The organism is Micromonospora sp. C31, from assembly GCF_018070575.1.
Classification (GTDB): Bacteria; Actinomycetota; Actinomycetes; order Mycobacteriales; family Micromonosporaceae; genus Micromonospora.
The window spans coordinates 49497-75257 of the sequence record NZ_JAGPXN010000005.1 but is presented as its reverse complement, the minus strand read 5'-3'; the positions used below and the strand labels follow the sequence as shown (position 1 = coordinate 75257).

Here is a 25761-nt window from a genome sequence, read left to right as displayed (position 1 = left end):
AGGCCCCGGACGGTCGCCTCCGCCCGGGGCCTGCCGGGTGGTGGTGGCCGGGGTGGCGGAGGGGGGGTGAGTCGTACGCCCGCGACGGCGGTGCGGGAGCGGGGGCGGCGGTGACGCGCCGGCGCTCGGGTGGCCGGCCGCGGGACGCCGGGGCGCCGGGGCGCGGGGCGTCGACCGGGCGGTGCGGGCGGACAGCGGACGAGGCCGGTCGGAACGGCGACACGGCCAGTCCCGTCGGCCTCTTTTCCCATCGTGAAAGGGGGTTTAGTGTGTGGGGACGGGGGAGGGCAACCCCCGTCCCCACCATTGCTGCACACGCACGGGCGGAATTGGCGTCCTGTCGTGCGTGTCGCGCGGGAGCCGGGCCACGCGAGTGGCTAGCGGATCCACCTCCCTCCGTGTTGGCGGGATGGCTGACGGCGGTGTCCGGGCTGGCCCGCCGTCAGCCCTCGGGCTGACTCCCCGGGTTCCGTCGTCGACGGGCCCGGGTGATCTTCTAATTGGAGCTCCGTCGATGGAAGCGCTCCCATCGACCGATGCTGCGACTGTAACGCCCGTCACGGCTTTGTGAAAGCCCCAAAACGAGATCGAAACATGTTGCTGCATCGGCGCGCGTCCGGCCATTGTGGGAGCGCTTCCATGCGTGGCACACTGTCGCCACCGCGACGCGGAGCCAGATCGCGCAAGCGTGGGTCGCCGAGGGCAGCCGGTGTCTCCGGTACGGCATCCGACGCACCCGGCGGAGTCGCCGCCCCGCAGGGGGTGCCGCCCGCCGCACCCCGGCCCCGGCCGGGGCGACCACCATCCCCGGGCGCCCCGGACCCCGTTCGCGGGCAGGGCGCCCCGCCGGGGCCGTTGCGTCCCCGGCCAGGTCCGAGGAGACACCGCGCACATGAGAAATCTGGCAAGACGTCGCCGCCTGGCGATGGTCGCCGCCGCCGCGCTCGCCGTCGGCGGGGTGACCCTGCCGGCCGGCGCCGCGCAGGCCGCCCCCGCCTGCGACGTGGTCTACGCGACCAGCGACTGGAGCAACGGCTTCACCGCCAACGTCACCATCAAGAACCTCGGCGACCCGATCAACGGCTGGACGTTGAAGTTCGCCTTCCCCGGCGACCAGAAGGTGACCCAGGGCTGGTCGGCCAGGTGGAGCCAGACCGGCAACCAGGTCACGGCCACCAACGAGGCGTGGAACGGGGGCATCGGCACGGGCGCCTCCACCAGCATCGGCTTCAACGGCACGCACAGCGGCACCAACCCGAAGCCGACCTCCTTCTCGGTCAACGGCGTCACCTGCGGCGGCACCCAGCAACAGCCGCCGACCGTCGCGCTGGGCGTGCCGGCCGGCCCGTTCGAGGCCCCCGCCGACGTGCCGCTGAGCGCCACCGCCAGCGACCCGGACGGCACGATCAGCAAGGTCGAGTTCTACCGCAACGGCCTGCTGGTCAACACCGACACCACCGCCCCGTACGGCTACACCCTCGAAGACCTGCCCGCCGGCGCGTACACGGTGCAGGCCAAGGCGTACGACAACGCGAACCTGACCGCCACGGCCGAGAAGTCCTTCACCGTCGCGGCGGCGTCCGGGCCGATGCTGGTCGCCACTCCGTCGGCGGTGAGCGTGACCGAGGGCGGCAGCTCGACGGTCAACCTCAAGCTCAGCGCGGCGCCCCCGGCCAACGTGCCGGTCTCGCTGGCCCGCACCGGCGACACCGACATCACCGTCTCGCCGGCCTCGGTGACGCTGACCCCCAGCAACTGGAACACCGGGGTGAACGTGACCGTCGCGGCGGCCGAGGACGCCGACACGCTCGGCGGCACCGCCACCGTCACCGCCTCGGCGACCGGCTACGCGCCGCTGGCCATCACCGCCACCGAGATCGACAACGACACCGGTGGCGGGGACGACACCTACGTCAAGCGGTTCCTCGACCAGTACGGCAAGATCAAGAACTCGGGCTACTTCAGCCCCGAGGGCGTGCCGTACCACTCGATCGAGACGCTGATCGTCGAGGCACCCGACCACGGCCACGAGACGACCTCCGAGGCCTTCAGCTTCTGGCTGTGGCTGGAGGCCCAGTACGGCCGGGTGACCCAGAACTGGGCGCCGTTCAACAACTCCTGGACCGTGATGGAGAAGTACATCATTCCGTCGCACGCCGACCAGCCGACCGCGGGCGCGGCCGGCACCGCCCAGTACGCCGCCGAGCACGACCTGCCCAGCCAGTACCCGTCGCAGCTCGAGGCGTCCGTGCCGGTCGGCCAGGACCCGCTGCGCGCGGAGCTGCAGAACACCTACGGCACCGGTGACATCTACGGCATGCACTGGCTGCTCGACGTGGACAACACCTACGGCTACGGCCGCTGCGGCGACGGCACCACCCGGCCGGCGTACATCAACACCTTCCAGCGGGGCACCCAGGAGTCGGTGTGGGAGACCGTGCCGCAGCCGTCCTGCGACACCTTCGCCCACGGCGGCAGCAAGGGCTACCTGGACCTGTTCGTCAAGGAGGCGAACGCGCCGGCGAAGCAGTGGAAGTACACCAACGCCCCCGACGCCGACGCCCGCGCCGTGCAGGCCGCGTACTGGGCCCTGACCTGGGCCAAGGAGCAGGGCAAGGAGGCCGACGTGGCGGCCACCGTGGCCAAGGCCGCGAAGATGGGCGACTACCTGCGCTACGCGATGTTCGACAAGTACTTCAAGAAGATCGGCAACTGCGTCGGCGCCGCCGCCTGCCCGGCCGGCACCGGCAAGGACTCGGCGCACTACCTGATGTCCTGGTACTACGCCTGGGGCGGCGCGTACGAGCCGAACCAGAACTGGTCGTGGCGCATCGGCTCCAGCCACAACCACTTCGGCTACCAGAACCCGTTCGCGGCCTGGGCGCTGACCAACGTCAACGAGCTGAAGCCGAAGTCGCCGACGGCCGTCACCGACTGGACCAAGAGCCTGGAGCGGCAGCTGGAGTTCTACACCTGGCTCCAGTCCGCCGAGGGCGGCATCGCCGGCGGCGCGACCAACAGCTGGGGCGGGCACTACGGTCAGCCCCCGGCCGGCACGTCGACCTTCTACGGCATGTTCTACGACGTCGACCCGGTCTACAACGACCCGCCGTCGAACCAGTGGTTCGGCATGCAGGCCTGGTCGATGCAGCGCATCGCCGAGCTGTACCTGGAGACCGGCAACGCCAAGGCCAAGGCCCTGCTGGACAAGTGGGTGCCGTGGGCGATCGCCAACACCACGCTGGGCGCCAACTGGTCGATCCCGTCGGACATGAAGTGGACCGGCCAGCCGACCACCTGGAACCCGGCCAACCCGCAGCCCAACACCAACCTGCACGTCGAGGTCACGGTGAAGGGCCAGGACGTCGGCATCGCCGCCGCCTACGCCCGCACCCTCATCGCGTACGCGGCGAAGTCTGGCAACGCGGCGGCGAAGAACACCGCCAAGGGGCTGCTGGACGCGCTGCACGCGGCCAGCGACGCGCAGGGCGTCTCCACGGTGGAGAAGCGCGGCGACTACCGCCGCTTCGACGACGTCTACGACGCCAGCACCGGCCAGGGCCTCTACGTGCCGCCGGGCTGGACGGGAACCATGCCCAACGGTGACGCCGTCGCCGCGGGCAAGAGCTTCCTCGACATCCGCTCCTTCTACAAGAACGACCCGGCCTGGCCGAAGGTCCAGGCGTACCTCGACGGCGGTCCCGAGCCGGAGTTCAAGTACCACCGGTTCTGGGCTCAGGCGGACGTCGCCATGGCGTACGCCGACTACGGCAAGCTGTTCCCCAACGGCTGAACCGACTCCTCCGGGTGGGCGGCGCGGCCCGTCCACCCGGAGGCCGACCGGGCCTGGGGGAACGCAGGCGCCCGGTCGGCGGACGGCCTGACTCCCACGGTCAGGCCGGGGTGGGCCGGCCAACCGGCCGACGCAGCGGGGCAGCCGGCCCACCCCACCACACCCGGATATGCACCCGGCGCGAAAACGCCCGAAAATCCGGTCACCTCGGGATCACGCGCGGGGCCGGGACGGAGTAACGTACGTCACCGGAGAGGCCGCTCCCCCCGTGGCGGCCTCTCCCTCTACTTTCCCGTCGGCTCCGCCACGGCCCCGACGACCGGGTGACGCAGCCCCGGGTGACCGGCCGGCAGCGACCGGCGCACCACCACCCAGCTCACCGCGAGCACCGCCGCCACCAGCGGCCAGGACAGCGCGACCCGGGCCACCGTCAGCGCGACCACCTGACCGCCGAGCCACAGCGGCAGGAACACCGCCACCCGCAGCAGGTAGGACGCCACCCACACCCAACTGCCCCGGCCGTAACCCCGCAGCAGCGCCGGGTCCCGGCGCCAGCGGGTCCGCTGGCCGAGCACGGCACCCACCACCACCCCGAGCAGCGGCCAGCGCACCACGACGCTGACCACCCAGGCGAGGGTGCTCGCCGCGTTGGACAGCAACTGGACGAGGAAGAAGTCCTCGGCGCGACCGGTGCGCAACGCGACCAGCGCCGCCACACAGACGGCCAGCAGCCCGATCAGCACCGAACGCGGCCGGTCGCCCCGGTGCAGCCGCCAGCCGGCGAGCGCGGCGCCGGTGAGCACCGCCGCGCCCACCCCGCCCCACAGCGACTGCCCGCCGAGCAGCCAACCGAGCGCGAACGCCACCGGCGGCAGGCTGGCGTCGACCGCGCCCCGGCGCCCGCCGAGCAGGTCAGCGAGCGTCTCCGGCCGGTCCGCCGGGGCTGCCGCACGCTCCGGTGTACGCCTCACCGCACCCTCCTCACGTCCGCCACCAACCTAGCCGTCCCCGACCAGCAGGCCACCCGCCGACGGGGGTGCGCCTGCCGCTACGGTGTGCGGGTGCGAGCGACGCCGAGGGGTTGGACCGCGGTCTGGTTGGTCGTCCTGGCGATCGTCCAGGCGGCGGCCTTCCTCGCGGCGTGGCGGGTCGCCGTGCACGTCGAGATCGGCCAGTGGGTCGACACCGTCGCCCTGACCGGCAACCGGATCGGGCAGGACCACATCGAGGACCCGGTGGACCGGATCCTCAACGCCATGTCCGTCGTCTCGCTGCTGGCGGCGACCGCCGTGATCGGCTTCATCGCCCTGATCCGGGGCCGGGTCGCCCTGGCCGTCACGGCCACCCTGCTGATCGCCGGCGCCAACGCCACCACCCAGCTGCTCAAGTACGGCCTGGCCCGGCCCGACTTCGGCATCGACCCCGAACGGATCTACGCCGGCAACAGCCTGCCCAGCGGCCACGCCACGGTCGCCGCGTCGGTCGCGGTGGCCCTGGTGCTCGTCCTGCCCCGCAAGGTACGGGTCTTCGGCGCGTTCCTCGGCGCCGGCTACGCCGCGATCGCCGGGGTCGCCACCCTCTCCGCCGGCTGGCACCGCCCCAGCGACGCGGTGGCCGCGTTCCTGGTCGTCGGGGTCTGGGCGGCGCTGGCCGGGCTGGTGCTGCTGATCACCCAGCGCGAACAGGCGCAGGTGGAGTCGGCCGACGCCCACCGGGTCGCCGCGACGGTGCTCGGCGTCGGCGGCGTCCTGGCGATGGTGGCCTGCGGATTCGCCCTGGCCTGGCTGGTCGACCTGCGCGGCACCCCGCCCAGCGAGCTGGCACGCCGGCCGCTCCTCGTCGGGTACGCCGGCAGCGCCGCCGGGATCGCCGGCACGATGGGCGTGGTGATGGCGCTGGTGCTCACCGCCGTGCACCGGCTGGTGCCCCGGGTCAAGGGCTGAGCCCGCAACGGCGGCAGGTGCCCACCATCGAAGCGATCGGGAGCGTACGGACGGCTTTCCGCGACGAGTGCGAGCGGTTGGGCGAGGTGCTGCGCGGCGTCGACGAGACCGATCTCGACCGCCCGACCGCCTGCCGGCCGTGGACCGTAGGCGAACTGCTGGCCCACGTGCGCAGCGGCGCGGGCCGGCTGGTCGACATGCTCGCCGCGCCCGCCCCGCCCCGCGCGCGGGTCGACGCCGCGGGCTACTTCGGCGCCGCCAAGTTCACCGCGCCCGTGGACGCCGCCCGCGTCGCCGCCGGCCGGCGGGAGGCCCGGGAAACCGACGGTCCGGCGCTGGTGGCCGACTTCGACCGGGCCTGGCGGGCCGCCCTGCACGCCGTCGACGCCGCACCGCCGGATCGGGTGGTACGCACCCGGCACGGCGACGCGATGGAACTGGGCGAGTTCCTGCGTACCCGCGTGGTGGAGGTCGGCGTGCACGGCCTGGACCTGGCGGCGGCGCTCGGGCGGCGGCCGTGGCTGACGCCCGCCGCGGCGGAGGTCGTCGCCGACCTGCTCACCGGCGGGCGGCCGGTCCCGCCCGCACTGGGCTGGGACCGGCTCGCGCTGATCCGCAAGGCGACCGGCCGGGCCGCCCTCACCGACCGCGAGCGGGCCGTCGTCGACGCTGCCGGCTTCCGCCGGCTCTCCTTCGGCGCCTGACCCGGGGCAGGACGCTTCAGGCGTCGGCGGCGAGGGGGTCGGCCTCCGGGCGCGGGGCCGGCACGTGCGGGGCGGCCCTGCGCAGGTGGTCCAGCACGACCGGGTCGATCCGGCCGGGCACCAGCCGTTCCTCCAGGTTCTCCAGGCCCGCCCAGGAGAAGAGCGCCTCCTCCGGCCGCGCCGGGTCGACCGGGTGGCCGAGCGCGGCCAGCAGCGCGCCGACCTCGGCGGCGACCGCGCCCGTCAGGTCGAGCAGGGTGGCCGGGTCGGGCCGGCTGAAGAGCAGGGTGTGCACCGCGAGCAGCCGACCCAGCTCGGTCACCGGGTCGGGGTGGTCGTCGACCCGCAGGTCGACCAGGACGTCGCCGGTGCCGTCGTAGCCGCCGCCGTGCTCGACCACGAGCAGCCCGGCGCTCTGCCGGCCACGCCGGTCGCCACCGGCCTGGTCCCCGGCGCGCAGCGCGGCCAGCAGCCGGTCGGGAAACGGCAGCGCGCCCCCGCCCAGCCAGGCGTCGCGGACCGCGTCGATCACCTGCGGACCGGCCAGGATGTTGCCCTGCGCCGCCCAGCCGTCCCCGGCCTGGCCGCCGGCCCAGGGGTGGCAGGCGGGACCGGTCCAGTTCGCGCCGGCGCCGGTGGCGGCGACCACGCCGAGCTGGCGATGGTCCCGGTCCGGGTCGGCGGCGACCAGCCCGGCCACCACGTCGGCCGCGGCCACCCCGGTGCGCAGCAGCGCCAGCCCCTGCGGGCGGTAGGCGAGGTTGACGTGCGCCTGGGTGGCGAGCGCGCCCACCTCGGCCTCGGCGGCCGGAACCAGCGCGCCGGCGGCCAGGAACCGGCTGGCCACGACGACGCCGTGGCGGCGGCCGTCGGCGGAGCGGGCGACGAGCGAGAAGGTCACGCACGGAGACTAGCTCCCACCGCTGCGTACGAGTCCCCGCGAGCCGGCGGGTGTGGGATCCTCGACGGGATCTTGCTCTGCGGCACGGCGAACGGGCACCATCGACCGATGACGACGCGATGGGGCATGACCGTGCCGCTGGACGGCATCCCGCTCGCCGAGCACGCCGCGGTCTACGCGGCCCTCGACCGGGCCGGCTTCACCGACGTGTGGTCCTCCGAGGTCAACGGGGCCGACGCGTTCACCCCGCTGGCGCTCGCCGCCGCCTGGCAGCCCCGGCTGCGCCTGGGCACGGCGATCACGCCGGTCTTCACCCGGGGCCCGGGTCTGCTGGCGATGAGCGCGGCGGCGCTCGCCGACGCCGCCCCCGGCCGCTTCGCGCTCGGCATCGGCGCGTCCTCGCCGGTCGTCGTGCGCAACTGGAACGCGGTGCCGTTCGACGAACCGTTCCGGCGCACCCGCGACGTGCTGCGGTTCCTGCGCGCGGCGCTGGCCGGGGCGACCGTGGACGAGGAGTACGACACCTTCGCCGTGCGCCGCTTCACGCTGGACCGCAGGCCCGCCGTGCCGCCGCCGCTGCTGCTCGCCGCGCTCCGCCCGGGCATGCTGCGGCTGGCCGGGGCCGAGGCCGACGGCGTCATCCTCAACTGGCTCGCCGCCGCCGACGTGCCCCGGGCGCTCGCCGAGGTGGGGGAGCGCCGCCCCGGCTTCGAGGTGGCTGCCCGGATCTTCGTCTGCCCGACCGAGGACGCCGCGCACGCCCGCGCCCTGGGCCGCCGGCTGATCACCAGCTACCTCACCGTCCCCGCGTACGCCGAGTTCCATCGCTGGCTGGGCCGGGAGGAGGTGCTCGGGCCCATGTGGCGGGCCTGGGCCGCCGGGGACCGGCGCGGCGCGGGCGCGGCGGTCCCCGACGAGGTGGTCGACACGCTGGTGCTGCACGGCGCGCCGGAGCACTGCCGCGAGCAGGTCCGCCGTTACGCCGACGCCGGCGTCGACGTGCCGGTGCTGGCCCTGCTGCCCACCCCCGAACTCGCCGCCGGCGGCGCGGCGGCGCTGGGCGACCTGATCACGCGCCTGGGAGTGGGTGGGTCGCGATGAACCTGACCGACCGGGTGGTGGTGATCACCGGTGGGGCCGGCGGCATCGGCTCCGCCCTGGCCCGCCGCTTCGCCGCCGAGGGCGCCGCCGCCGTGGTGGTGGCCGACCTCGACGCCGACGCGGCCCGCGCGGTGGCCGACGGCCTCGGCCCGCTCGCCCACGCCGTCGGGCTGGACGTGACCGACGAGGAGCAGGTCCGCGCGCTGGTCGCCGACACCGAGCAGCGGTACGGGCGCATCGACCTGTTCTGCGCGAACGCGGGCGTCACCTCCGGCGGCGGCATGGAGGTCGACGACGCCGGCTGGGACCGCGCCTGGCGGGTCAACGTGCTCTCCCACGTCTACGCGGCCCGCGCGGTGCTGCCGGCGATGCTCGCCCGGGGCAGCGGCTACCTGCTGCACACCTGTTCGGCGGCGGGCGTGCTGACCTCGGTCGGCGACGCCCCGTACGCCACGACCAAGCACGCCGCCGTCGGCTTCGCCGAGTGGCTCTCGGTCACCTACCGCGACCAGGGCGTCCGGATCAGTGCGCTGTGCCCGCAGGGCGTGGACACGCCCATGCTCGCCGACGGGCTGGCCGCCGGGCACCTGGGCGCCCGCGTCGTGGCCGCCTCCGGCCCGGTGCTCACCGCGGACCAGGTCGCCGACTCGGCGGTCGCCGGCCTCGCCGAGGAGCGCTTCCTGATCCTTCCGCACGCCGAGGTCGCCGGCTACGCCCTCCGCAGGGCGGAGGACCCCGACGGCTGGCAGTCCGGGCTGCGCAAACTCGTCCGCCGCCTGCGGGCCTAGCGCCACGAGCCGCCCGACGAGGTGGCCGACCTGGCGTACGCGCGGCCGAGGACCGCGCCGGTGTCCGTCGGTGACGCTGGACGCAGCGCAGCTACCCGTTTTCAACGCATCCTGTGATCTATCGTGAGCGGGCAGTGCCGGTGCGGCGTCCCCGCCTGGTGGCGTGGGAGCCCGCCGACGCCGGCAGGTCGACCTACCGGCCGGGACGATCAACTCTCCGGGAGTCAGGCATGGGTCTCATCCACATCGAGCTGTTCGCAACCCTCGACCTCGTCGGGCAGTCGCCCGGCAGCCCCGACGAGGACCCGGTGGGGTTCCCGTTCGGTGGCTGGCAGGCGCCCCTGCTGGACGAGGTCACCGGGGCGCAGGTCAGTGCCGCGTACGAGGGCACGGACGCCCTCCTGCTCGGCCGACGCACGTACGACATCTTCGCCGCGTACTGGCCTCACCAGGAGGGCGGCGAGGAGAACGAGATCGCCACGCTCTTCAACAGTGTCCCGAAGTACGTGGCCTCCCGTGGCCGGCCCGACCTCTCGTGGGCCGGGTCCACGCAGCTCGGCCCGGATCTGGCCGGCTCGATGCGCGAGATCCGTGACCGGCACGAGCACGTGAAGGTCGTCGGGAGCCTGAACCTGGTACAGACCCTCCTGCGCGAGCAACTCTTCGACCGGCTCGACCTCTGGGTGCACCCGATCGTGCTCGGCGTCGGCAAGAAGGTGTTCGACGGTGGCGCGGTGCCCTCGAACGTCACTCTCCTCGAACCGCCGGTAGCCAGTCCGAAGGGCACCGTCCACCTGCGCTACGGGCTCGCCGACGGCACCCCCGGGACGGGGGACATGAGCGCGCCCGGTAGAGACGACTGAAGCCACCCCGGCCGTGGTGCGGCGTCCGCTCGGCGGGGAGTCATAGCCGGGCCACCGTTCACAGTTGGACGATCTGACCCACGCGCGGCGGCGTGCGCCCGGCGAGGACCTCCAGCCAGGCGCGCTCCAACGCGTCGGGTCCGGTTCCGGTCCGGACGTCGAGCCACCCGCCGACGATCCCGGTGAACCGCTGCCAGGCGTCGGTGAACCGCTGGTCGAGCCCTTCACGGCCCCAGTCCTGGCGGCGCTTGCGCATCTGCACCGGGGCGAAGAACACCTCCTCGGCGGCGTCGGCGTTCGGAATCTGCGTGGTGAGCCCGACCGCGATGTCGCGTACGAGCCGGTCGCCGAGGCGCCGCCGCAGGGCCGCGCGGGTGGTGGGTGCCCCGGACAGGTCGAGATAGACGGTCGGTACGGCGTCGAGGGCGTCGATGTCGTCGTACGGGACGACGTCGTCGTAACAGCCGAGGGAGCGGGTGAACTCGAGGTTGCCGGGCGAGGTGAGCCCGATCAGGCGCGGGCCGCGCCCGTGCAGTTCGACGGCGGCGGCGTACGCGGTCTTGCTGGACGCCGACGACACCACCAGGGACTCCGCCCCGTAGAAGTCGTTGTCGGCGACCCGGTCGGCCAGCATGAAGGAGGTGAAGAACAGCGGCCGGAACAGCACGAGCAGGTCCTCCTGCCCGGGCCGGTACGCGGGGTCGCCGGTGGTCGACCGGTACACGTTGTACGGCGAGGGCAGGTCGGCCCGGTGCCCGCTCGCGTCGCGGAAACCGGAGGCGTCCACCCGGTCCGGCCGGATCACCAGGTGACCCGCCGGCGGGAGGTAGCCGTAGACCCGCTGTCCCGCCGTGACCCCCGCGACCGTCGACTCGACCACCTCGGCGAAGCCCCACAGCGGCGGCAGTCCCCACTGTGGCCCGAGCCCACGGGGACCGGGCGGGAAGAACTGCCAGTACCGCATCGAGTCGCCGAGCACCGCGTAGGTCACGTTGTTGGCGGTCAGGCCGACGCGGTCCACCCGCAACAGCGCCTCGCCGTCGGCGAGGGTGGGCGTGGTGCCCTCGACGAGGGTGGTCCGGCTCAGGTCGTCACGCGCCACGGCGAAGGTCCAGGAAGCAGGCATGGTGCGACGCTAAGCAGCCCGGGGCGTCGAGACAAGTGCACTGCGAGTGCAAAATCCCACTCGCGGCCCGGGTTGACGGGCGACGACCGCACGACGGTGACGCAGCTGGGGCCGGGACCCGAGGCAGCGACGGCGGTGGATCGCGCCGCGTCGCGGAGGGGTTCAGCGGGGCCAGCGGAGCGGACCGGGGCGTACGGACCAGAGGAGCCGGCGCCACCAGGGGCGGGCGGCGCGCAGCGCGCCGACGTAGTCGCCGGCGGTCGTGACGGCCCGCGCGGCCTGCTCTGCGGTGGCCGTGCCCGGCGCGAACGCCGTCCGGTTGAGCAGCCCCGCCAACTCGTCCACCCGCGCGTCGAGGCCCACGGCACCCGTCGTGCTGCCCGCCATGCCGGTGCCTTCCGGGCCGGTGCCTTCCGGACCGGCGCCTTCCGGGCCCGTGCCGGCGGTGCCTTCCGGGCCGGTGCCTTCCGGGCCCGTGCCGGCGGTGCCGGGGGAGGGGCCCGCCGCCGTCGGGGTGTGCCCGGACATCCGCGCGCGGGCGTCGGCGACGGCCCGGCGGGCCCGCACGGCGACCTCGGAGGCGGAGAGGTCCCCGCCGACCGGGTGACCGGCCAGCCGCAACGCGTCGGTGACCTCCCGCCAGGCGCCGGCGATCCGCTGGCCGGGGTCGCCCCGCTCCAGCCGCGTCCGGGTCAGCGCCCGGCGCATCAGCAGCAGCGTGAGCAGCGCGGCCACGACCAGCAGCGCGGTGCCGCCCGTCCCGCTGCCGACCAGCAGCGCCGTCGACGGTCCGGAGTCGGCCGGCCCGCCCGGCGCTGCCTCCTGCTCGGGGGGCGCGGTCGGCTCGACCGTGGGCTCCGGCACCTCCGACGGGGGCGGATCCTCCGGCGCGGGACGGAAGTCCTCCTCCACCGGGCGCGGCTCCTCGTCGGGCCGGGGCAGCGGGTCGAACGGCACCCAGCCCAGCCCCTCGAAGAGCACCTCCGGCCAGGCGTACGCGTCGCCGGCACGCACCGGACCGTCCCCGGCGGCGCGGAAGCCCACCACCACCCGGGTCGGCAGCCCGGTCAGCCGTCCCAGCACGGCGAACGCCGCCGCGAACTGCTCGGAGGTGCCCCGCTGGCCGCCGGCGTTGCGGGGGCCGAAGAGGAAGAAGTTCAGGTTCGGGTACGCGTGCCCGCTCGGCGCGTCCGCGACGAGGCGGTAGTGCTCGGCGAGGAACTGTTCCACGGCGGTGGCCCGCGCGTACGGGGCGCCGTTGGACTCGGCGAGCTGAGCGGCGAGGCGGCGCAGCGGATCGGGCATCCCGTCGGCGACCCGCAGCAGCCGGGCCACCTCCTCGCCGGCCGGCACGTCCGCCGTGCCGAGCAGGTTGGCGTCCGGCGTCTCCATCGCCGAGGTCACGCTGTAGCGCAGCCCCGGGGTCAGGCCCTCCGGCCGGATCAGCGTCCCGGTCGTGGGGTCGTACGCGACCCGCGCGCCGGTGACCTCGCGCGGGGTGGCGACGGCGGGCAGCAGCCGGCCGCTCAACCCGGCGACGGTGATCTCCTGCCGTACCGTCTGCACGGTGCTGTCGACCGCCGGCGCCGTCACGGGCAGGATCCGCCCCGCGTTGCGGTACGTCGCGCCGACCCGCCAGGTCACCCCGTCGTAGTCGCTGAGCACCGCCAGCCGGATCGGCACCGGGCGTGCGTCGGCGCCCGGCCCGGGGTCCGCCCCCGGGTCCGGGGCCGGTACGGCACCCGGCGGACCCGAGCGTCGCGTGCGCACGTCGAGCAGTTGCTGCCCCGGGTTCAGTGCCCAGCCGGAGATGCGGATGAGCGGGTTCTCGTCCAGGGTCTCCACCTGCGGCGGCTCGACGTACCGCCGGGGATCCACCGGCCGACCGTCGACCTGGCCGGCGAGCAGCGGACCGAGCAGCGCGACCAGCCCGACCACCACCGCGAGGCCGGCGGCGGAGGCAGCGGCGAGCCGGGCCCGGACGGCGGCGCGGACCCCCGGCGCCAGCCCGGCGGCCGGGTCGGCGCCGGCCGTGCCGCGCTCCGGCACCACCAGGCCGAGCACCGCCACGGCCACGAGGGCCAGCGTCGCTCCGATCGCGGGGTCGGCGTTCGGGCCGACGACGTAGAGCGCGGCGGCGTAGAGCAGCACCGGCGGCAGGTAGCCGAGCAGCACCCGGCCCGCCCGCATCGCCACCTCCGCACCGGCGAGGCCGGCCAGCCACGCGGCGACCAGCGGCACCAGCACCGTGTCCGGGGCCGGCTCCACCGGGATCATCGCCGTCAGCAGCCGGGGGATGCCGTTCGCGGCGGCGTCCGCGGTCACCTCGACCAGGCTGCCGGGCAGCTCGGCGCGGGCCGCGGTGAACCGCAGCGACCAGGCCGTCCAGCCGACCATCGCCAGCACCGAGACCGGCGCGACCAACCACGAGGGCAACCGGCGGGCGGCCACGCTGACCAGCACCGAGCCCACCGCCGCCCCGAGCACCAGCCAGGTCAGCAGCGGGCCGGCGTAGACCCGGCCGAGCACGGCGCCGGCCAGGCCGATCATCGCGATCAGCGCCAGCGGCAACGGAACCGCCCGCAGCCCCCGCACCAGCGCCCGCACCGGTCCGCCGCCGCTGGCCCGACCGCCGCCACCACCGCCACCGGCCCCGGCAGGCCCGGCGGTCGCCGGCGTGCCGTCCCCGTCGGCCACCCGCCCCGCCGGGCTGTCGGGCACGCCGTCGACCACCGTCACCACCTGCGCACCCCGTCCCACTCGGCGGCGAACGCCGCCCCGTCCGCGGCGTCGATCACCACCAGACCGGCCGCGCCCGACGGCGCCGGCTCCGTCGCCCCGAAGACCCCCACCACCACCGACGGGTACGCGGCACGCAGCGCGCCCACCGTCCCCAGGTCGTCGCGGCCACCCGGCCCGGTGAGGAAGACCAGGGTGTCGCCGAGCCGCTCCCGCCGCAGCCGGGCGGTGGCCGGCTGAAGCTGGTCCGCGTCGGCGAGTTCCGTCGCCGCGAGCCGGTCCAGCGGCCCGTGCGCCGCCGCGTCGCCGTCCGCCGCCGTGTCGTCCGGCTCCGGGGCGACCAGCAGCAGCACCACCGGCAGAGCCGCACGGTACGCGGCGACCAGCACCGAGGCGGCCGCCTCGCACGCCGACTCGAACGACTCGGCCACCCCGTCGAGGCGCTGCGGGTGGGCCGCCGCCCGGTTGTCCAGCAGCACCACGATCCGCGGCAGGCTGGTGTCGACGTTCTCCCGCACCATCAGCTCGCCCACCCGGGCGCTGGTGCGCCAGTGCACCCGGCGCAGCTCGTCACCGACCACGTACTCGCGCAGCGAGTCGAACGTGATCGACCCGTGCGGCACCTTGTCCACCCGGCCGTCCAGGCTGCGCCCCGCGCCCGTGGGCACCGCGTTCAGCGGGTGCACGCGCGGGTGCACCCAGACCGGCACCGTGCCGCCGTACGGGCGGGCCAGCGCCACCAGGCCCAGCGGGTCGCGCCGGGTCACCCGCAGCGGCCCCACCGGCACCACCCCCCGCCGGGAGGTCGGCACCTCGTAGCGGACCGTGCTGTCGCGGCCCGGCCGCAGCCGCAGCAACGGCACCGGGACCGACCGGTCCCCGCAGCGGTCCTCGGCCACCAGGCTCGCCGCCCGCAGCCGCCCGGCGTTGCGCACCGTCAGAATCATCGTCGCCGGTTCGCCCCGCGCCACCCGGTCCGGGTCCGCGCTGCGGGTCACCTCCAAACGGGGCCGCCAGGCCGCGGTCAGCACGGCGTAGCCGATGGCGATGCCGGCCGCCGCCCCGAGCAGCGTCAACTCCGGGTACGCGAAGCGGAAGCCGGCACCGAGCAGCACGACGGCGGCGACGAACAGCCCGGCACAGCGGGCGGTGAGCGCGGACACCGGCGTCGCCGGTCAGCCCTGGACCGGGGCCGGCTGGCCCGACGGCAGCGGCACCGGCACCGAGGCGACCGCCTGACGCAGCACCTCGGCGGCGGTCACCCCGCGCACCTGCGCGTCCGGGGTGAGCAGCAGCCGGTGCGCGAAGACCGGCTCGACCAGCGTCTTCAGGTCCTCCGGCATGATCCAGCCACGCCCGTCGATCAGCGCGTACGCGCACGCCGCCCTGGTCAGCGCGATCACGCCCCGGGGACTGACCCCGACCCGCACCTGCGGATGGTTGCGGGTGGCCGCGGCGAGCCGCACCGCGTACGCGTAGAGCGGCTCGGCGATGTGCACCCGGCGGGCCATCCGGACCATCTCCCCGACGGTGGCCGTGTCGGTGACCGCCGTCAACGCCTCGGGGGAACGGACCGTCGCCCCGCGCAGCACCTCCACCTCGACCGCCTCGTCGGGGTAGCCGACGGAGAGCTTCACCAGGAACCGGTCGAGCTGGGCCTCGGGCAGCCGGTACGTGCCGTCCATCTCCACCGGGTTCTGGGTGGCCACCACCAGGAACGGCTGCGGCACGGGGTGCCGGACCCCGTCCACGGTGACGGTGTGCTCCTCCATCACCTCCAGCAGCGCCGACTGGGTCTTCGGCGACGCCCGGTTGATCTCGTCGGCGATGACGATGTTGGCGAACACCGGCCCGGGGTGGAACTCGAAGCCCCGGGTGGCCTGATTGAAGATCGTCACCCCGGACACGTCGGAGGGCAGCAGGTCGGGGGTGAACTGGATGCGCCGCCACTGCCCCTTGACGGTGGCCGCGATGGCCCGGGCCAGCGTGGTCTTGCCGACCCCCGGCACGTCCTCCAGCAGCACGTGCCCCTGGGCGAAGAGCGCGGTCAGTGCCAGCCGGACCACCTGGGGCTTGCCCAGCACCACCGCGTTGACGTTCTCGGCCAGCCGGGCGGCGAGGGCGGCGAAGCCCTGCACCTCCGGCTGGGTGAGCGGTTCTGGGGTGTTCACGCGGTGGTGCTCCTTGCCTGGGCTGGTCAGCAGGTGGGCAGGACCTTGATGTCGTCGCCGCCCTCCAGGTTGAGCCAGGCCCAGGGGATGTAGTTGCGTCCCTTGTAGTCGACCTGCACCCACCAGGTGCTCTGCTTCTGGTTGTTGTAGATCCACGAGTCGACGTTCTCGCCCGACTTCCTGCAGTACGCCTTCAACCGGGTGCCGGGCTTCGCCCAGCCGACCTGCCGGTCGTTGTCCTGCCGGGTGACCGAGAAGATCTCGTTGCCGTTGCGCCCGTCGACATCGGAGTCGCAGTAGGTCCGCTGGTCGTCGTCGGGCCCGTTGCGGCAGGTCGCGATGCCGTAGAGGGCACCGGTGGCCTGGGCGCGGCTGACCGTGCCCTTGCCGGCGGCGTTGCTCGCCGTCACGGTGAACGTGTACTTCGTGCCCGGCGTCAGCCCCGTCATCGTGATGCTGGAGCAGCTCCCGGGCTTCGCCGGCTCGCCACCGGTGCTCAGCGAGCAGGTCGCCCTGCCGCCACCGGCGTCCACGGTGAACGTCACCGTCGCCGAGGTGGCGGTGGCCGAGGAGCCGGTGACGGTGACACGGGGCTCGGCCACCGTACGGGCCGTGGTGGTGGCCTCCGGGCCGGGACCGGCCTCGTTGACCGCGCGCACCTTCACGGTGACGTTCTGGCCGTTGCCCAACCCGTCCACCGTGGCCTGCGTGTCGGTCACCTCGCTGCTGCGCCCACCCAGGTCCACCAGGTACTTCGTCACCGGGCGCCCGTTAGCCGCCGCCGGGGACCACCGCACCGTGACGGCGCCCGGCCGGTCGGCCACCGTGCTCGCCCGCAGCTCGCCCGGACGCTCCGGCGCCGCGTACGGCACGACCGTGTTACTCACCGGCGAGGCCGCCGAGCCGGCGCCCCGGTCGTTGACCGCCACCACCGTGAACGCGTACTGCGTGCCGTACTCCAGCTCGCCCGCCGGCACCACCAGCTCGGCCCTGCGGGACTCGCCCGCCGGGGCGTTGGTGCCCGCCGACGTGGCTGTGACCACGTACTTCGCGATCGTGTTGCCCTGCCCGTTCGCGGCCGGCCACTTCACCAGCACCGTGCCGTCGGGACGTTCCTGGGCGGTGACGGCGGCCGGCGGGTCCGGCACCGCGGCCGTCGGCGTCACCGGGTTGCTGGTGCGCGCGGGACCGTCGCCCTTCGCGTTGACCGCGTGCACCGAGAACCGGTACGTCTCGCCGTTGGTCAGGCCCTTGATCTCCACGGCCCGCTGGTTGGCACCCACCTGCACACGTTGGCCGGCGCCCTGCACCACGTAACGGACGATCTCCGCCCCGTTGGCGGGGGCCGGCCGCCAGCTCACCCGGGCCTGCGCGTTGCCGGCGGCGGCGGAGACGCCGCGCGGCGCGCCCGGCTTGCCCACCTCGGGCTTCTTCGGCGGGGGCGGCGGCGGGGGAGCCGGCGGCGGGTCGCCGCCGAGCACGTCGTTGGCGTACTTGTCGACCTCGCGGACCTGGTGCCTGTCGTCGACGACCTGCGCGGTGGCCGAGTCGGGAGCGTTGATGAACAGGTGGTTCTCCCGCACCTCCAGCTCCAGCGGCCCGGTGCCCCGGCCCCGGACGGTGTCGACGAGCTGCCCGCCCGAGTCGAAGGCGTAGACCGTGCCGGACGCCTCGTCGGCGCAGTAGTAGCGGCCGGCCCACGCCACGGCCGGGCTGAGCTCGTCGCCCGTGCCCGGCACGGTGAACGCCCGCACCGCGCCGCCGTCGTCGACGACGTGCACCCGCCGCTCGCCGGGTACCGTCACGGGCACGTCCGGTCCACTGGTGCGCGCCGGCAGCGCACCCGGCGCGGTCATCGTGAGCGGGGTGGTGCGGACCTTGCCGCGCTGCACGGTCACCAGCGCCCCGGCGGTGCGGTCGAGCACCGCGACGCCGTCGTCCAGGGTGGAGACGACCAGCTCGTGGCTGGCGTCCGCGACGTCGTACGTCTCGACCTTCTTCGGGCTGAGGCCGCCCCCGGCGGGGGCCGCGGACGCGGGCGCGGAGGGCAGCGGCGCGGCGGTGACCGCCGAGACGGTGCCCTCGCTGGGCACCGCGATCCAGAGGCGCCCCTCGCCGTCGAAGGACCCGCCGGTGATGCCCGGCGGGTAGCGCAGCGGCTCGCCGACCGGCGTCAGCGACCGCGGGTCGAGCTGCCGGACGACACCCTGCACGGCGTCGACGACGAACGCCGCGTCCTCGTGCAGGGCGACGTTGACGCCCAGCCCCGGGGTCGTCCGGGTGGTCGCGGTGATCTGGAGGGTGGCCAGGTCCAGTGAGCTGACCTGCCCGGTGTTCAGGTCTCGCAGGACCAGCAGCCGGTCGGTCTGGGTGACCTGCACCGGGTGCCGGCGGGCGCCCGGGATCCCGACCCGGGTGTCGACCCGCGCGGTGATCCCGTTGACGCGGGCCAGCTCGCTGCGCGCGGCGCTCCACAGCCAGGAACTCGCGTCGTGGCTCGCCACCGCGTTGTCCGCCGCGCCGAGGCCGTGGATGGTGAGGCCCATGGCGGCCAGCAGCGCGGCCACGGTCGCGATGGTGACGACTCCGCCGCGCATCCGGCGGGGCCGGCGACGCGGGGGGCCGGTGCCGGCGTGCCCGGCGTCATCGATGGTGGCCACTACCGGCTGCCTCCCGTGTCGTCGCTGGCAGGTGGCGCGCCATGTGCGGCGACCCTCCCCTGAGCCGGCTGCCATCATATGGCCCGGTCGGGGGCGGGGGAACCCGCACCGTCCCTCTGTGGATACCCAGCGTGTGCGCCACGCCGCGATGGCCGGTCAGCTCGACGGCGTGTCGCCCTCCCGTTCCGTGCAGACCTGCCCCGACGTGGCGAACGAGTCCGTCGAGTAGACCGCGAGCACCGTGAAGCAGTAGTCCACCCGCGAGTTCAGCCCGTTGACCGTGTAGCTGGTCTGGCCCGGGTCCACCGTGGCCAGCACGCCCAACGTCTGCCCGGCCCGACCGCCGGCCACCATGAAGGGGACTCCGCCACCCGCCGGGTCCGTCCACGTCAGGGTGATCGTCGCCGACCCGTCCTTCAGGGTCAGCCCGCCGGGCGCAGGGCCGGCGGCCGACGCGGACGGCAGGGCGGCCGACGGCGCGGCGGGCCCCGTCGGCGCCGCCGCGTCCCGGCTGAACACCAGCACGCCCACGCCGATGAGTGCCACGGCCAGGACCGCGATGACCACCGCGGCGACGACCGCCGTCCGGTTCCGGCCGCCCTCCTCGGGCTCCGGCCCCATCGCGTACGCAAGCGGCGGGCGGAACGCCGACGCCTGCTGCTGCGCGGGGTGCCCGGCCGTCGACCGGGCCCGTCCGGGCTGCGCCTCCATCGGGAACGTCTCGTCGATGTCGAGGTACGCCGGCGGCAGTTCGTCGACCGGATCCCGTTCCGGCTCCGCCCGCTCCACCTCCTCCCGCTGGCGTTCCCACTCCGCCCGCGGCGGTGGCACCACCGACGGTGGGGGCGGGACCGGCGGCGTACTGACGCCCCGCGGCGGGGCGCTGACCGGTGGGCTGCTCGTGGGGTGGGCGGGCGGCGCGCTGACGGGGGGCGCCGATGGGGCGCTGACCGGTGGCGCACTGGTCGGCGCGGCGTGTGCCGCTGCCGGTGGCGTGCCGGGCGGTGGCGCCTCGGTCGACCGGGCGGGGCTGACCGGAGTCGGCGCATCCGGTCCGGCGGAAGTGCCGGCGGCGCGGGCGATCTCCTCGGCGAGCAGCGGTTCGATCTGCCTGACCTGGATGGTCGGCTCGGCCCACCCGGGTGCCGGCCCCGCCGGACGCTCCGGTGCCGGGGCCGTCGCCTCCGGCAGGGGTGGGCGGGGGGCGTCGACGGCCTGGTGCCGCGGCGCGACGGCGGGTCCGGTCGGCGGCGTCACGGCCCTGGCCTGCGCGGACTCGGCGTCGGTCAGGGAAGGGGCGGATGGCTTCGGCGGGGCCGACGGCGCAGCCCTGGGGGCCGGAACGACCGGGGCCACCCCGGCCGTCGCCGGCGGAGCGGGGCGCGGCAGCGCCGGTGGTTGGGGCGGCCCGGAGGAGGGCGCCCAGGCAGACTGCGACGACGCCGGTACGGGGCGTTGCGTCGGGACGACCGGGGGTGGCGGCACGGGCGCCGACGGCACCTGAGGCTGCGGCGGTGCGGCGGTGGACGCCGACGGCACGACCGGGGACGGCGGTACGGGCACCGCCGGGGTGTGCGGCGGCTGCGCGGGGGCGGCCGACGCGGCCGGAACCTGGGCGGCCCAAGGCGGCGCCGGGTACGGCTGCGGCGGTGCGGGCGGCACCTGCGGTGCGTGGCCGGCCGGGTGCTGCGGCTGCGGGGACGCCGCAGGGTGCGCCGCCGGGGCGACCGGGGTGGCACGTCCCACGCCGCGCACGCCCGCACCGGGTGGAGGCGACGGGATCTGCGGGGGCGTCGGCGCGGCTGGCAGGCCGCCCGCGACGTGCGGCGTCGGCTGCGCGGCCAGCGGCTGCGGGGGGCCGACCGCGGTCGGCTCGTGCGGCCGCCAGGCGGTCGAGAGCACCGCCAGCGACATCGTGGGCTCCGAGAGCGCCGACATGTCCGGTCGCGCGGCCGGCGGCGCGGGCTGCGGGGCGGGGGCGGCGTCGCCGAGATACTGCCTGGCCGTGCGTACCGCCGGATGGTCGACGCCGAGCACGGCGGGCCCGAGGGTGGCGACGCGGGTGTAGTTGCGGCGGGCCTCGTGCCGGTTGCCCAACTCGTCCGCCACCGCGGCCAGCTCGAAGGCGAGCGCCAGCATCAGCGGGTCGGACGGTGGCCAGAGGCGTTCGCCGGCGGCGAACGCCTCCTCCAGTACGCGTCGGGCGCTAGCCGGGTCGTCCGCCTCCCGGTGCAGGTGGGCCAGCAGGTGCGCGGTGCTCAGCACATCCGGGTGGTCCTTGCCGTACGGCGGCCGGGCGTAGCCGACGGCGTCGGTGAGCAGCCGGCGGGCGGAGGTGAGATCGCCCGCGGCGCGCAGGGCGAGGGCCCGGTGCTGCACGGCGGCCAGGGGAGAGGGATGGGACACGTGGCCATGCTGCCGCGCGAGGTCCGTCGGACGCTACCCAGGCCCTCCGGTCTGTCATGGTTCGCCCGGGGCGGGAACCAGTCCGACCTGCACCGACTCATCGGCCGGAAGTCGATGTGCATGATCCACCCGGGCCGTGTACAGTAACTCCCCGTGCGGCCCACCAGGGCGGCCGACGGGTGGATGGTCACCTCGGTCGACACGGTAGGCTGGACGAGCAGGTCCGGGTGGCGGAATGGCAGACGCGCTAGCTTGAGGTGCTAGTGCCCGTATAGGGCGTGGGGGTTCAAGTCCCCCCTCGGACACGAACCGAATCCCAACGGTGCGCGGCAAGGTCAACACTTGCCCGCACCGTTTGTGTTTCCGGCTCGTACGACAGGTGCAGTCCGAGGCTGCGGTAGACCTCCAGCTTGTGTTCCGGCTCTGCGTCCCGCAGGGCGTCCACGAGGTCTCCGAGTTCCTCGACAACGGTGATGATCTGATCCTCGCTGAGGCGAGCGGGTGTGCGGGGTTCTTCCTCGGCCGGCGCTTGGTGGCGTTGCATGGCGCGTTGCCGTTCTGCCTGGGTCTCGGCGATCCAGCCGGCCACCACGGCGGGGTCAGCGCCGGCGTCGAGTGCCGCGCGGTAGCGAGAGAGCTTTACGTCGCATTCGGCGACGCTAAGTCCTTCTGGTGTGACTGCGGACCGCGGCTGGCATGTCGGTGTGGGCCTGGTCGAGGAGCATGGCGATGGTGTGCCGGCGGTGCAACGGCCCCGAAGCCCTGGACCAGCCAGGTATCCAAGGGGTCTATCAGAACGTCTTCGCGCATGATCACGTTGCGGGGGTGGTCGACCTTGTTGGTTGGGGCGTACTCCTGCGGGAAGCGGCAGCGGTAGTAGGCGACGCCGTGGGAGTGCTGCCCCCGCATCTTCCGGCCGCAGATGCCGCAGTGAACCAGGCTCTTGAAGATGTAGGGGTGGCGGGATCGGTGGGTGCGCTTCGGCGGGGGTGGCTCAGATCGAGGTACCGGCCGATCGCACACTGCCTGTCACCGCTGTCCCCGGCGAAGACGGGTGGCAGCACATGCGGATCGCGTTCAATGACTCGCCGGTGGCCGACTCATGGGTGTTCGGGGAACTCGGGGTCGATCATGCACGATTCGTCTTTGTCGACGCGGACGCGCTGAGCTGTTGGGAGCATCTCCGGCCACTGGACGGGCTGGCCGACCTGGTCCTCTTGGGCCGCGACCAGGAGCAGGTCGCCGCTGAGTTCGGCGCGCCCCGGCTCGGCGATCCGGCCGACGTCGAGTACGGATGGGTGGACCTGCCCGTCAAAGACGCATATCAGCGTGGGCTGGCCATCGAGCAGCGGCGCAACGAACCCGGCGGGCCGAAATTTGCGTTCGACTTCCGCCCGCACTCGCATCATTGGCAAATGATGAGGGCGGTCAGGGAGTCCGATCACGAGGCCGGGGTGATCCGGGTCGGCGAGGCGGACATCCTGATGGCGATGACCTCAGTCGGTGACGGCTTCTTCCCCGTCCATCTGGACGTGGATGCCGATGGCCTGCCAGTCGCCCTGCGCATCGATATCGCCCGCGAGGACTGAGTCGACGTCGGCGAACACTCGTCCGGTCCCCCGGATTCGACGGCGTACGGGGATTCATCCGGTACCTGGGGACATCAACCCGTACGCCGAGAGCGGCAATAGCGGATGCTGACCGCCGCCCTCGCTGATGGGATGATCATCGGCATGGACGCGAGGCCGCTGAGTCAGCGAGAGCGAGCGGTGCTTGAGGCGCTGCTGGCTGTTGAATTCCCAGGCGTTGAAACCCTGCGGCGCCAGGCGAGGGAAGTGGTCGTCGTCGGCACGTGCGGCTGCGGGTGCCCGTCCATCGACTTCCAGCACGGGCACAGCCTCGGGATGGCCATAAGAGTCAATGCGGGCGTTCGAGGCTCCCATGACGGTCTGTTCCTATACACGATCGAGGACCGCCAGCGGGGGAAAGTCCTCGGCGGCATCGAGTGGGTCGGCGTCGAGGAGACGGATCCAGATGAGCTTCCATCGCCCGAACTGCTCGACATCCGGGCTGCTTGATTCGCCAGCCCACCCACCGCTCGCTCATCGGCAGATCCGCGAAATGTCCCGAGAGGTCACGGCTCAGTCTGTGTTGCCGAACCATGCTACGTCCACCCGTCACCTGTGCGCCGCCGCGCACGGTCGGCGGCATGAGCGTGCAGCCGACCTGGCCTTCAAGCTGCCCGGGGAAACGCTGCTCGACGACCTCGGCCACGGCTTCGCTGTCGCCGCTTTCCCGCCACCGTGAGTAGGGCACGGTCTTGGTCTAACGAGATCCCGACGTGCCGGCCTCGCAGGCGGATCGCTGTTCGAGCCGGAAAACCGTTTGAGTCCTCCTTCCACGTTCCCGTAGGTTGCCGATGCCCCGTCGCAGCTAGGACAGAGGACAAACCGCGTGACCCCGCCCGCTCTTTAGACCTGACGCCTTCTTCCGCGCATCTACAGGCCGACCCTCCCGTCGGTTCTGCCGGGCTGCCCGCGTGCGCCCGTCCATGCAGCGTTTGAGGCCGCGCGCAATCGGCCTCGTGTCAGGTCTTCAGAGAGATCATCATGTCTTCACAACCTCATACTGTGCTGCCCTGGATCGTTCGCCGAACCAGGCTGCCTCTGCTGTCGTTGCGGTGCGTGGACTGCCGGTCGGAGTCGGCTACCACCGGCGGAGGCAGGTTCCGCGTCAACGCCAACGGCAAGCTGCTGGACGTGTGGCTACTGGTCCGTTGCGTCTCCTGCAATCGGACGAGCAAACTCACCGTGCACGAGCGATCGTCCGTCAGATCCCTCGATCCGGCGTTACTCGACGGTTACCACGCCAACGATCCAAAACTCGTGGCGGCCACGCTGCTGGATCCGCTGCTCGCCCGGCGCAACCGGTACACCCTGGACTGGCAGGGGGCCTGGCATCTGGACACCCCGCCAGCACAGTTCGACGAGGCGTGGCCCCTGCAGGTGGAGGTCGACTTCCAGGATCCGGTGCCGGTCCGCCCGGAGCGGCTCATCGCGCAGGGGCTCCACCTCAGCAGAAACGAGGTACTGCGCCGGATCAAGTGTGATATTTCCCTGCGCCGTCCGACGAGCACCGGATTCACTTTTGTCGTGATGATGAGGGACTCGACGAACTAATTTGCACTCCCAGCGGTGCGAGTCGCAGCCGCTACCACGTCACATACGCATACAGCGGGAATCAGAAGTGGGGACATGGGCCGGCTCGCCTATGTCCCCACTTCCGGTCTGTGAATCTAAAGGTGTTTCCGGCCTCACCTGCCGGGCGTTGTGCCTGGTGAGGAGGGTGCCGTGATGACCGCGACACTGAACGACCAGACCGGACGGAAGAAGCGGCCCGAGCCGTCGGCCGAGGCGAAAGCGGCGGCCGAGTTGGTCCGGGCGGCGAAAGAGCAGGGCCTGTCGCTGACGGGCCCGGACGGGCTACTGAAGCAGTTGACCAAAACGGTCCTGGAGACCGCGCTGAACGAGGAGATGACCGAGCACCTCGGCTACGCCAAACACGACCAGGCCGGCGCCGGCGCGGGCAACATCCGCAACGGCAGCCGGCCGAAGACAGTGCTGACCGATGCGTCGGGGCCGGTGCAGATCGACGTGCCGCGGGACCGGGCCGGCACCTTCAGCCCGCAGATGTCCGCAAGCGGGAGCGCCGCCTGTCGGGCGTCGACGAGGTCGTGTTGTCGCTGTATGCCAAGGGCTTGACGACCGGGGAGATCAGCGCTCACTTCGCGGAGATCTATGGCGCCTCGGTCAGCAAGGAGACGATCTCGCGGATCACCGGGGCTGTGGGCCGGCACCGGTGGTGAAGGCGCGAAGTTCTGGATGAGTGTGCTGACCGACCTGCGTAACCGGGGCGTCAAGGACGTGTTCTTCCTCGTCTGCGACGGCCTGAAGGGCCTGCCGGAGGTGGTCACGAACGTGTGGCCGCAGACCTGCGTGATCCACCTGATCCGCAACACCTTCCGCCTCACGTCACGCAGGTACTGGGACGAGTTGAAGCGCGACGTCAAGCCGATCTACACCGCCGTCAACGCGGACGCGGCCAGAGCGGCGTTCGACGAGCTGGCGGAGAAGTGGGGCGGCCGGTATCCGGCGGTGATCCGTCCGTGGGACAACGCCTGGGCCGAGTTCATCCCGTTCCTCGACGACGACCTGGAGATCCGCACCGTCATCTGCTCCACCAACGCGATCGGATCACTGAACGCCCGCTACCGGCGGGCCGTGAAGGCCCACGGCCACTTCCCGAACGAGCAGGCCGCGTTGAAGTGTCTGTACCTGGTGACAAGGTCCCTGGACCCCACCCCACCGGAGCAGGCAGGACCCGATGGACGATGCGCTGGAAACCCGCGTTGAACGCCTTCGCCATCACCTTCAGCGACCGCTTCCCGGCCGCTGAAACCTACTAACCAAGATCGCCGGAAACACCGTTGGCGAGACAGGCCCGCCGGCGACAGGCACGAGGGTGTGCAGCGGCACCGGCCGAGGTGACCAGCGCAGGTTGAAGGCC

Annotated in this window: 19 protein-coding genes, 1 tRNA gene and 1 pseudogene; 11 read left to right on the top strand and 10 right to left on the bottom strand. The window is 73.6% G+C overall.

The window, feature by feature from the left end; translation table 11 throughout:
- Positions 1-901: 901 nt before the first annotated feature.
- Positions 902-3793: a glycoside hydrolase family 48 protein gene (locus tag KBX06_RS09180; protein WP_210834196.1), complete on the top strand. Its 2892-nt coding sequence runs from the start codon at positions 902-904 to the stop codon at positions 3791-3793.
- Positions 3794-4077: 284 nt separating this feature from the next.
- On the opposite strand, the gene KBX06_RS09175 is transcribed toward KBX06_RS09180, so the two are convergent.
- Positions 4078-4764: a DUF3159 domain-containing protein gene (locus KBX06_RS09175; protein ID WP_210833827.1), complete on the bottom strand. Its 687-nt coding sequence runs from the start codon at positions 4762-4764 to the stop codon at positions 4078-4080.
- Between the two features lie 84 nt (positions 4765-4848).
- Here KBX06_RS09175 and KBX06_RS09170 point away from each other — a divergent pair, with 84 nt between their 5' ends.
- Both KBX06_RS09170 and KBX06_RS09165 read left to right on the top strand, forming a co-directional pair.
- Positions 4849-5736 carry a phosphatase PAP2 family protein gene (locus KBX06_RS09170; RefSeq protein WP_210833825.1) on the top strand — a complete coding sequence of 296 codons (888 nt, stop codon included), beginning with the start codon at positions 4849-4851 and terminating at the stop codon, positions 5734-5736.
- Between the two features lie 17 nt (positions 5737-5753).
- Positions 5754-6440 (top strand): maleylpyruvate isomerase N-terminal domain-containing protein, encoded by a 687-nt coding sequence (locus tag KBX06_RS09165; protein WP_210833819.1) that lies wholly within the window; start codon positions 5754-5756, stop codon positions 6438-6440.
- 16 nt (positions 6441-6456) lie between these two features.
- Here KBX06_RS09165 and KBX06_RS09160 read toward each other — a convergent pair whose 3' ends face one another.
- On the bottom strand, positions 6457-7341 hold the full coding sequence (locus KBX06_RS09160) for a DUF1028 domain-containing protein (RefSeq protein ID WP_210833817.1): 885 nt from the start codon (positions 7339-7341) through the stop codon (positions 6457-6459).
- Between the two features lie 126 nt (positions 7342-7467).
- Between KBX06_RS09160 and KBX06_RS09155 the strand changes: the two genes are divergently transcribed.
- The 3 genes from KBX06_RS09155 (at position 7468) to KBX06_RS09145 (ending at position 10093) form a co-directional block, all read left to right on the top strand.
- A complete protein-coding gene (locus tag KBX06_RS09155; RefSeq protein ID WP_210834195.1) occupies positions 7468-8442 on the top strand; it encodes an LLM class F420-dependent oxidoreductase in 975 nt (324 codons plus the stop codon).
- Positions 8439-9230, top strand: coding sequence for an SDR family oxidoreductase (locus KBX06_RS09150; RefSeq protein ID WP_210833810.1), 792 nt, complete (start codon positions 8439-8441; stop codon positions 9228-9230). Before KBX06_RS09155 ends, KBX06_RS09150 begins: the two co-directional genes overlap by 4 nt.
- 230 nt (positions 9231-9460) lie before the next feature.
- Entirely contained in the window at positions 9461-10093 is a 633-nt protein-coding gene (locus KBX06_RS09145; protein WP_210833808.1) for a dihydrofolate reductase family protein, read from the top strand.
- Between the two features lie 58 nt (positions 10094-10151).
- On the opposite strand, the gene KBX06_RS09140 is transcribed toward KBX06_RS09145, so the two are convergent.
- From KBX06_RS09140 to KBX06_RS27695, 6 genes are all read right to left on the bottom strand, one after another.
- Positions 10152-11219: a DUF2855 family protein gene (locus KBX06_RS09140; protein WP_210833806.1), complete on the bottom strand. Its 1068-nt coding sequence runs from the start codon at positions 11217-11219 to the stop codon at positions 10152-10154.
- A 162-nt stretch (positions 11220-11381) separates the two neighbouring features.
- Positions 11382-13916, bottom strand: a complete 2535-nt coding sequence (locus KBX06_RS09135) for a transglutaminaseTgpA domain-containing protein (protein WP_374225605.1) — start codon at positions 13914-13916, stop codon at positions 11382-11384.
- 38 nt (positions 13917-13954) lie between these two features.
- A complete protein-coding gene (locus KBX06_RS09130; protein WP_210833804.1) occupies positions 13955-15121 on the bottom strand; it encodes a DUF58 domain-containing protein in 1167 nt (388 codons plus the stop codon).
- Positions 15122-15133: 12 nt separating this feature from the next.
- Positions 15134-16129: a MoxR family ATPase gene (locus KBX06_RS09125; protein WP_210833803.1), complete on the bottom strand. Its 996-nt coding sequence runs from the start codon at positions 16127-16129 to the stop codon at positions 15134-15136.
- 26 nt (positions 16130-16155) lie between these two features.
- Complete coding sequence (locus KBX06_RS09120) at positions 16156-18789, bottom strand: fibronectin type III domain-containing protein (RefSeq protein WP_374225597.1); 2634 nt, start codon at positions 18787-18789, stop codon at positions 16156-16158.
- Positions 18790-18945: 156 nt separating this feature from the next.
- Entirely contained in the window at positions 18946-21195 is a 2250-nt protein-coding gene (locus tag KBX06_RS27695; RefSeq protein ID WP_307854530.1) for a tetratricopeptide repeat protein, read from the bottom strand.
- Positions 21196-21416: 221 nt separating this feature from the next.
- Between KBX06_RS27695 and KBX06_RS09110 the strand changes: the two genes are divergently transcribed.
- Positions 21417-21500: transfer RNA gene (locus KBX06_RS09110), tRNA-Leu, on the top strand.
- Here KBX06_RS09110 and KBX06_RS09105 read toward each other — a convergent pair.
- Both KBX06_RS09105 and KBX06_RS28685 read right to left on the bottom strand, forming a co-directional pair.
- Positions 21482-21784 (bottom strand): hypothetical protein, encoded by a 303-nt coding sequence (locus tag KBX06_RS09105; RefSeq protein WP_210833800.1) that lies wholly within the window; start codon positions 21782-21784, stop codon positions 21482-21484. The two genes, KBX06_RS09110 and KBX06_RS09105, sit on opposite strands and share 19 nt — an antisense overlap.
- Before the next feature lie 50 nt (positions 21785-21834).
- Positions 21835-22218: a zinc ribbon domain-containing protein gene (locus KBX06_RS28685; RefSeq protein WP_210833799.1), complete on the bottom strand. Its 384-nt coding sequence runs from the start codon at positions 22216-22218 to the stop codon at positions 21835-21837.
- Between KBX06_RS28685 and KBX06_RS09095 the strand changes: the two genes are divergently transcribed.
- The 4 genes and pseudogenes from KBX06_RS09095 to KBX06_RS09080 all read left to right on the top strand — a co-directional run bounded on the left by KBX06_RS09095 (position 22185) and on the right by KBX06_RS09080 (position 25660).
- The gene (locus KBX06_RS09095; protein WP_210834215.1) at positions 22185-22784 is read left to right on the top strand and encodes a hypothetical protein; all 600 of its coding nucleotides are present in this window, start codon (positions 22185-22187) and stop codon (positions 22782-22784) included. The two genes, KBX06_RS28685 and KBX06_RS09095, sit on opposite strands and share 34 nt — an antisense overlap.
- Before the next feature lie 105 nt (positions 22785-22889).
- Complete coding sequence (locus KBX06_RS09090; RefSeq protein ID WP_247685542.1) at positions 22890-23273, top strand: hypothetical protein; 384 nt, start codon at positions 22890-22892, stop codon at positions 23271-23273.
- A gap of 552 nt (positions 23274-23825) precedes the next feature.
- On the top strand, positions 23826-24374 hold the full coding sequence (locus tag KBX06_RS09085) for a DUF1062 domain-containing protein (RefSeq protein ID WP_307854529.1): 549 nt from the start codon (positions 23826-23828) through the stop codon (positions 24372-24374).
- Positions 24375-24548: 174 nt separating this feature from the next.
- A pseudogene (locus tag KBX06_RS09080) lies at positions 24549-25660 on the top strand (transposase).
- Positions 25661-25761 lie beyond the last annotated feature (101 nt).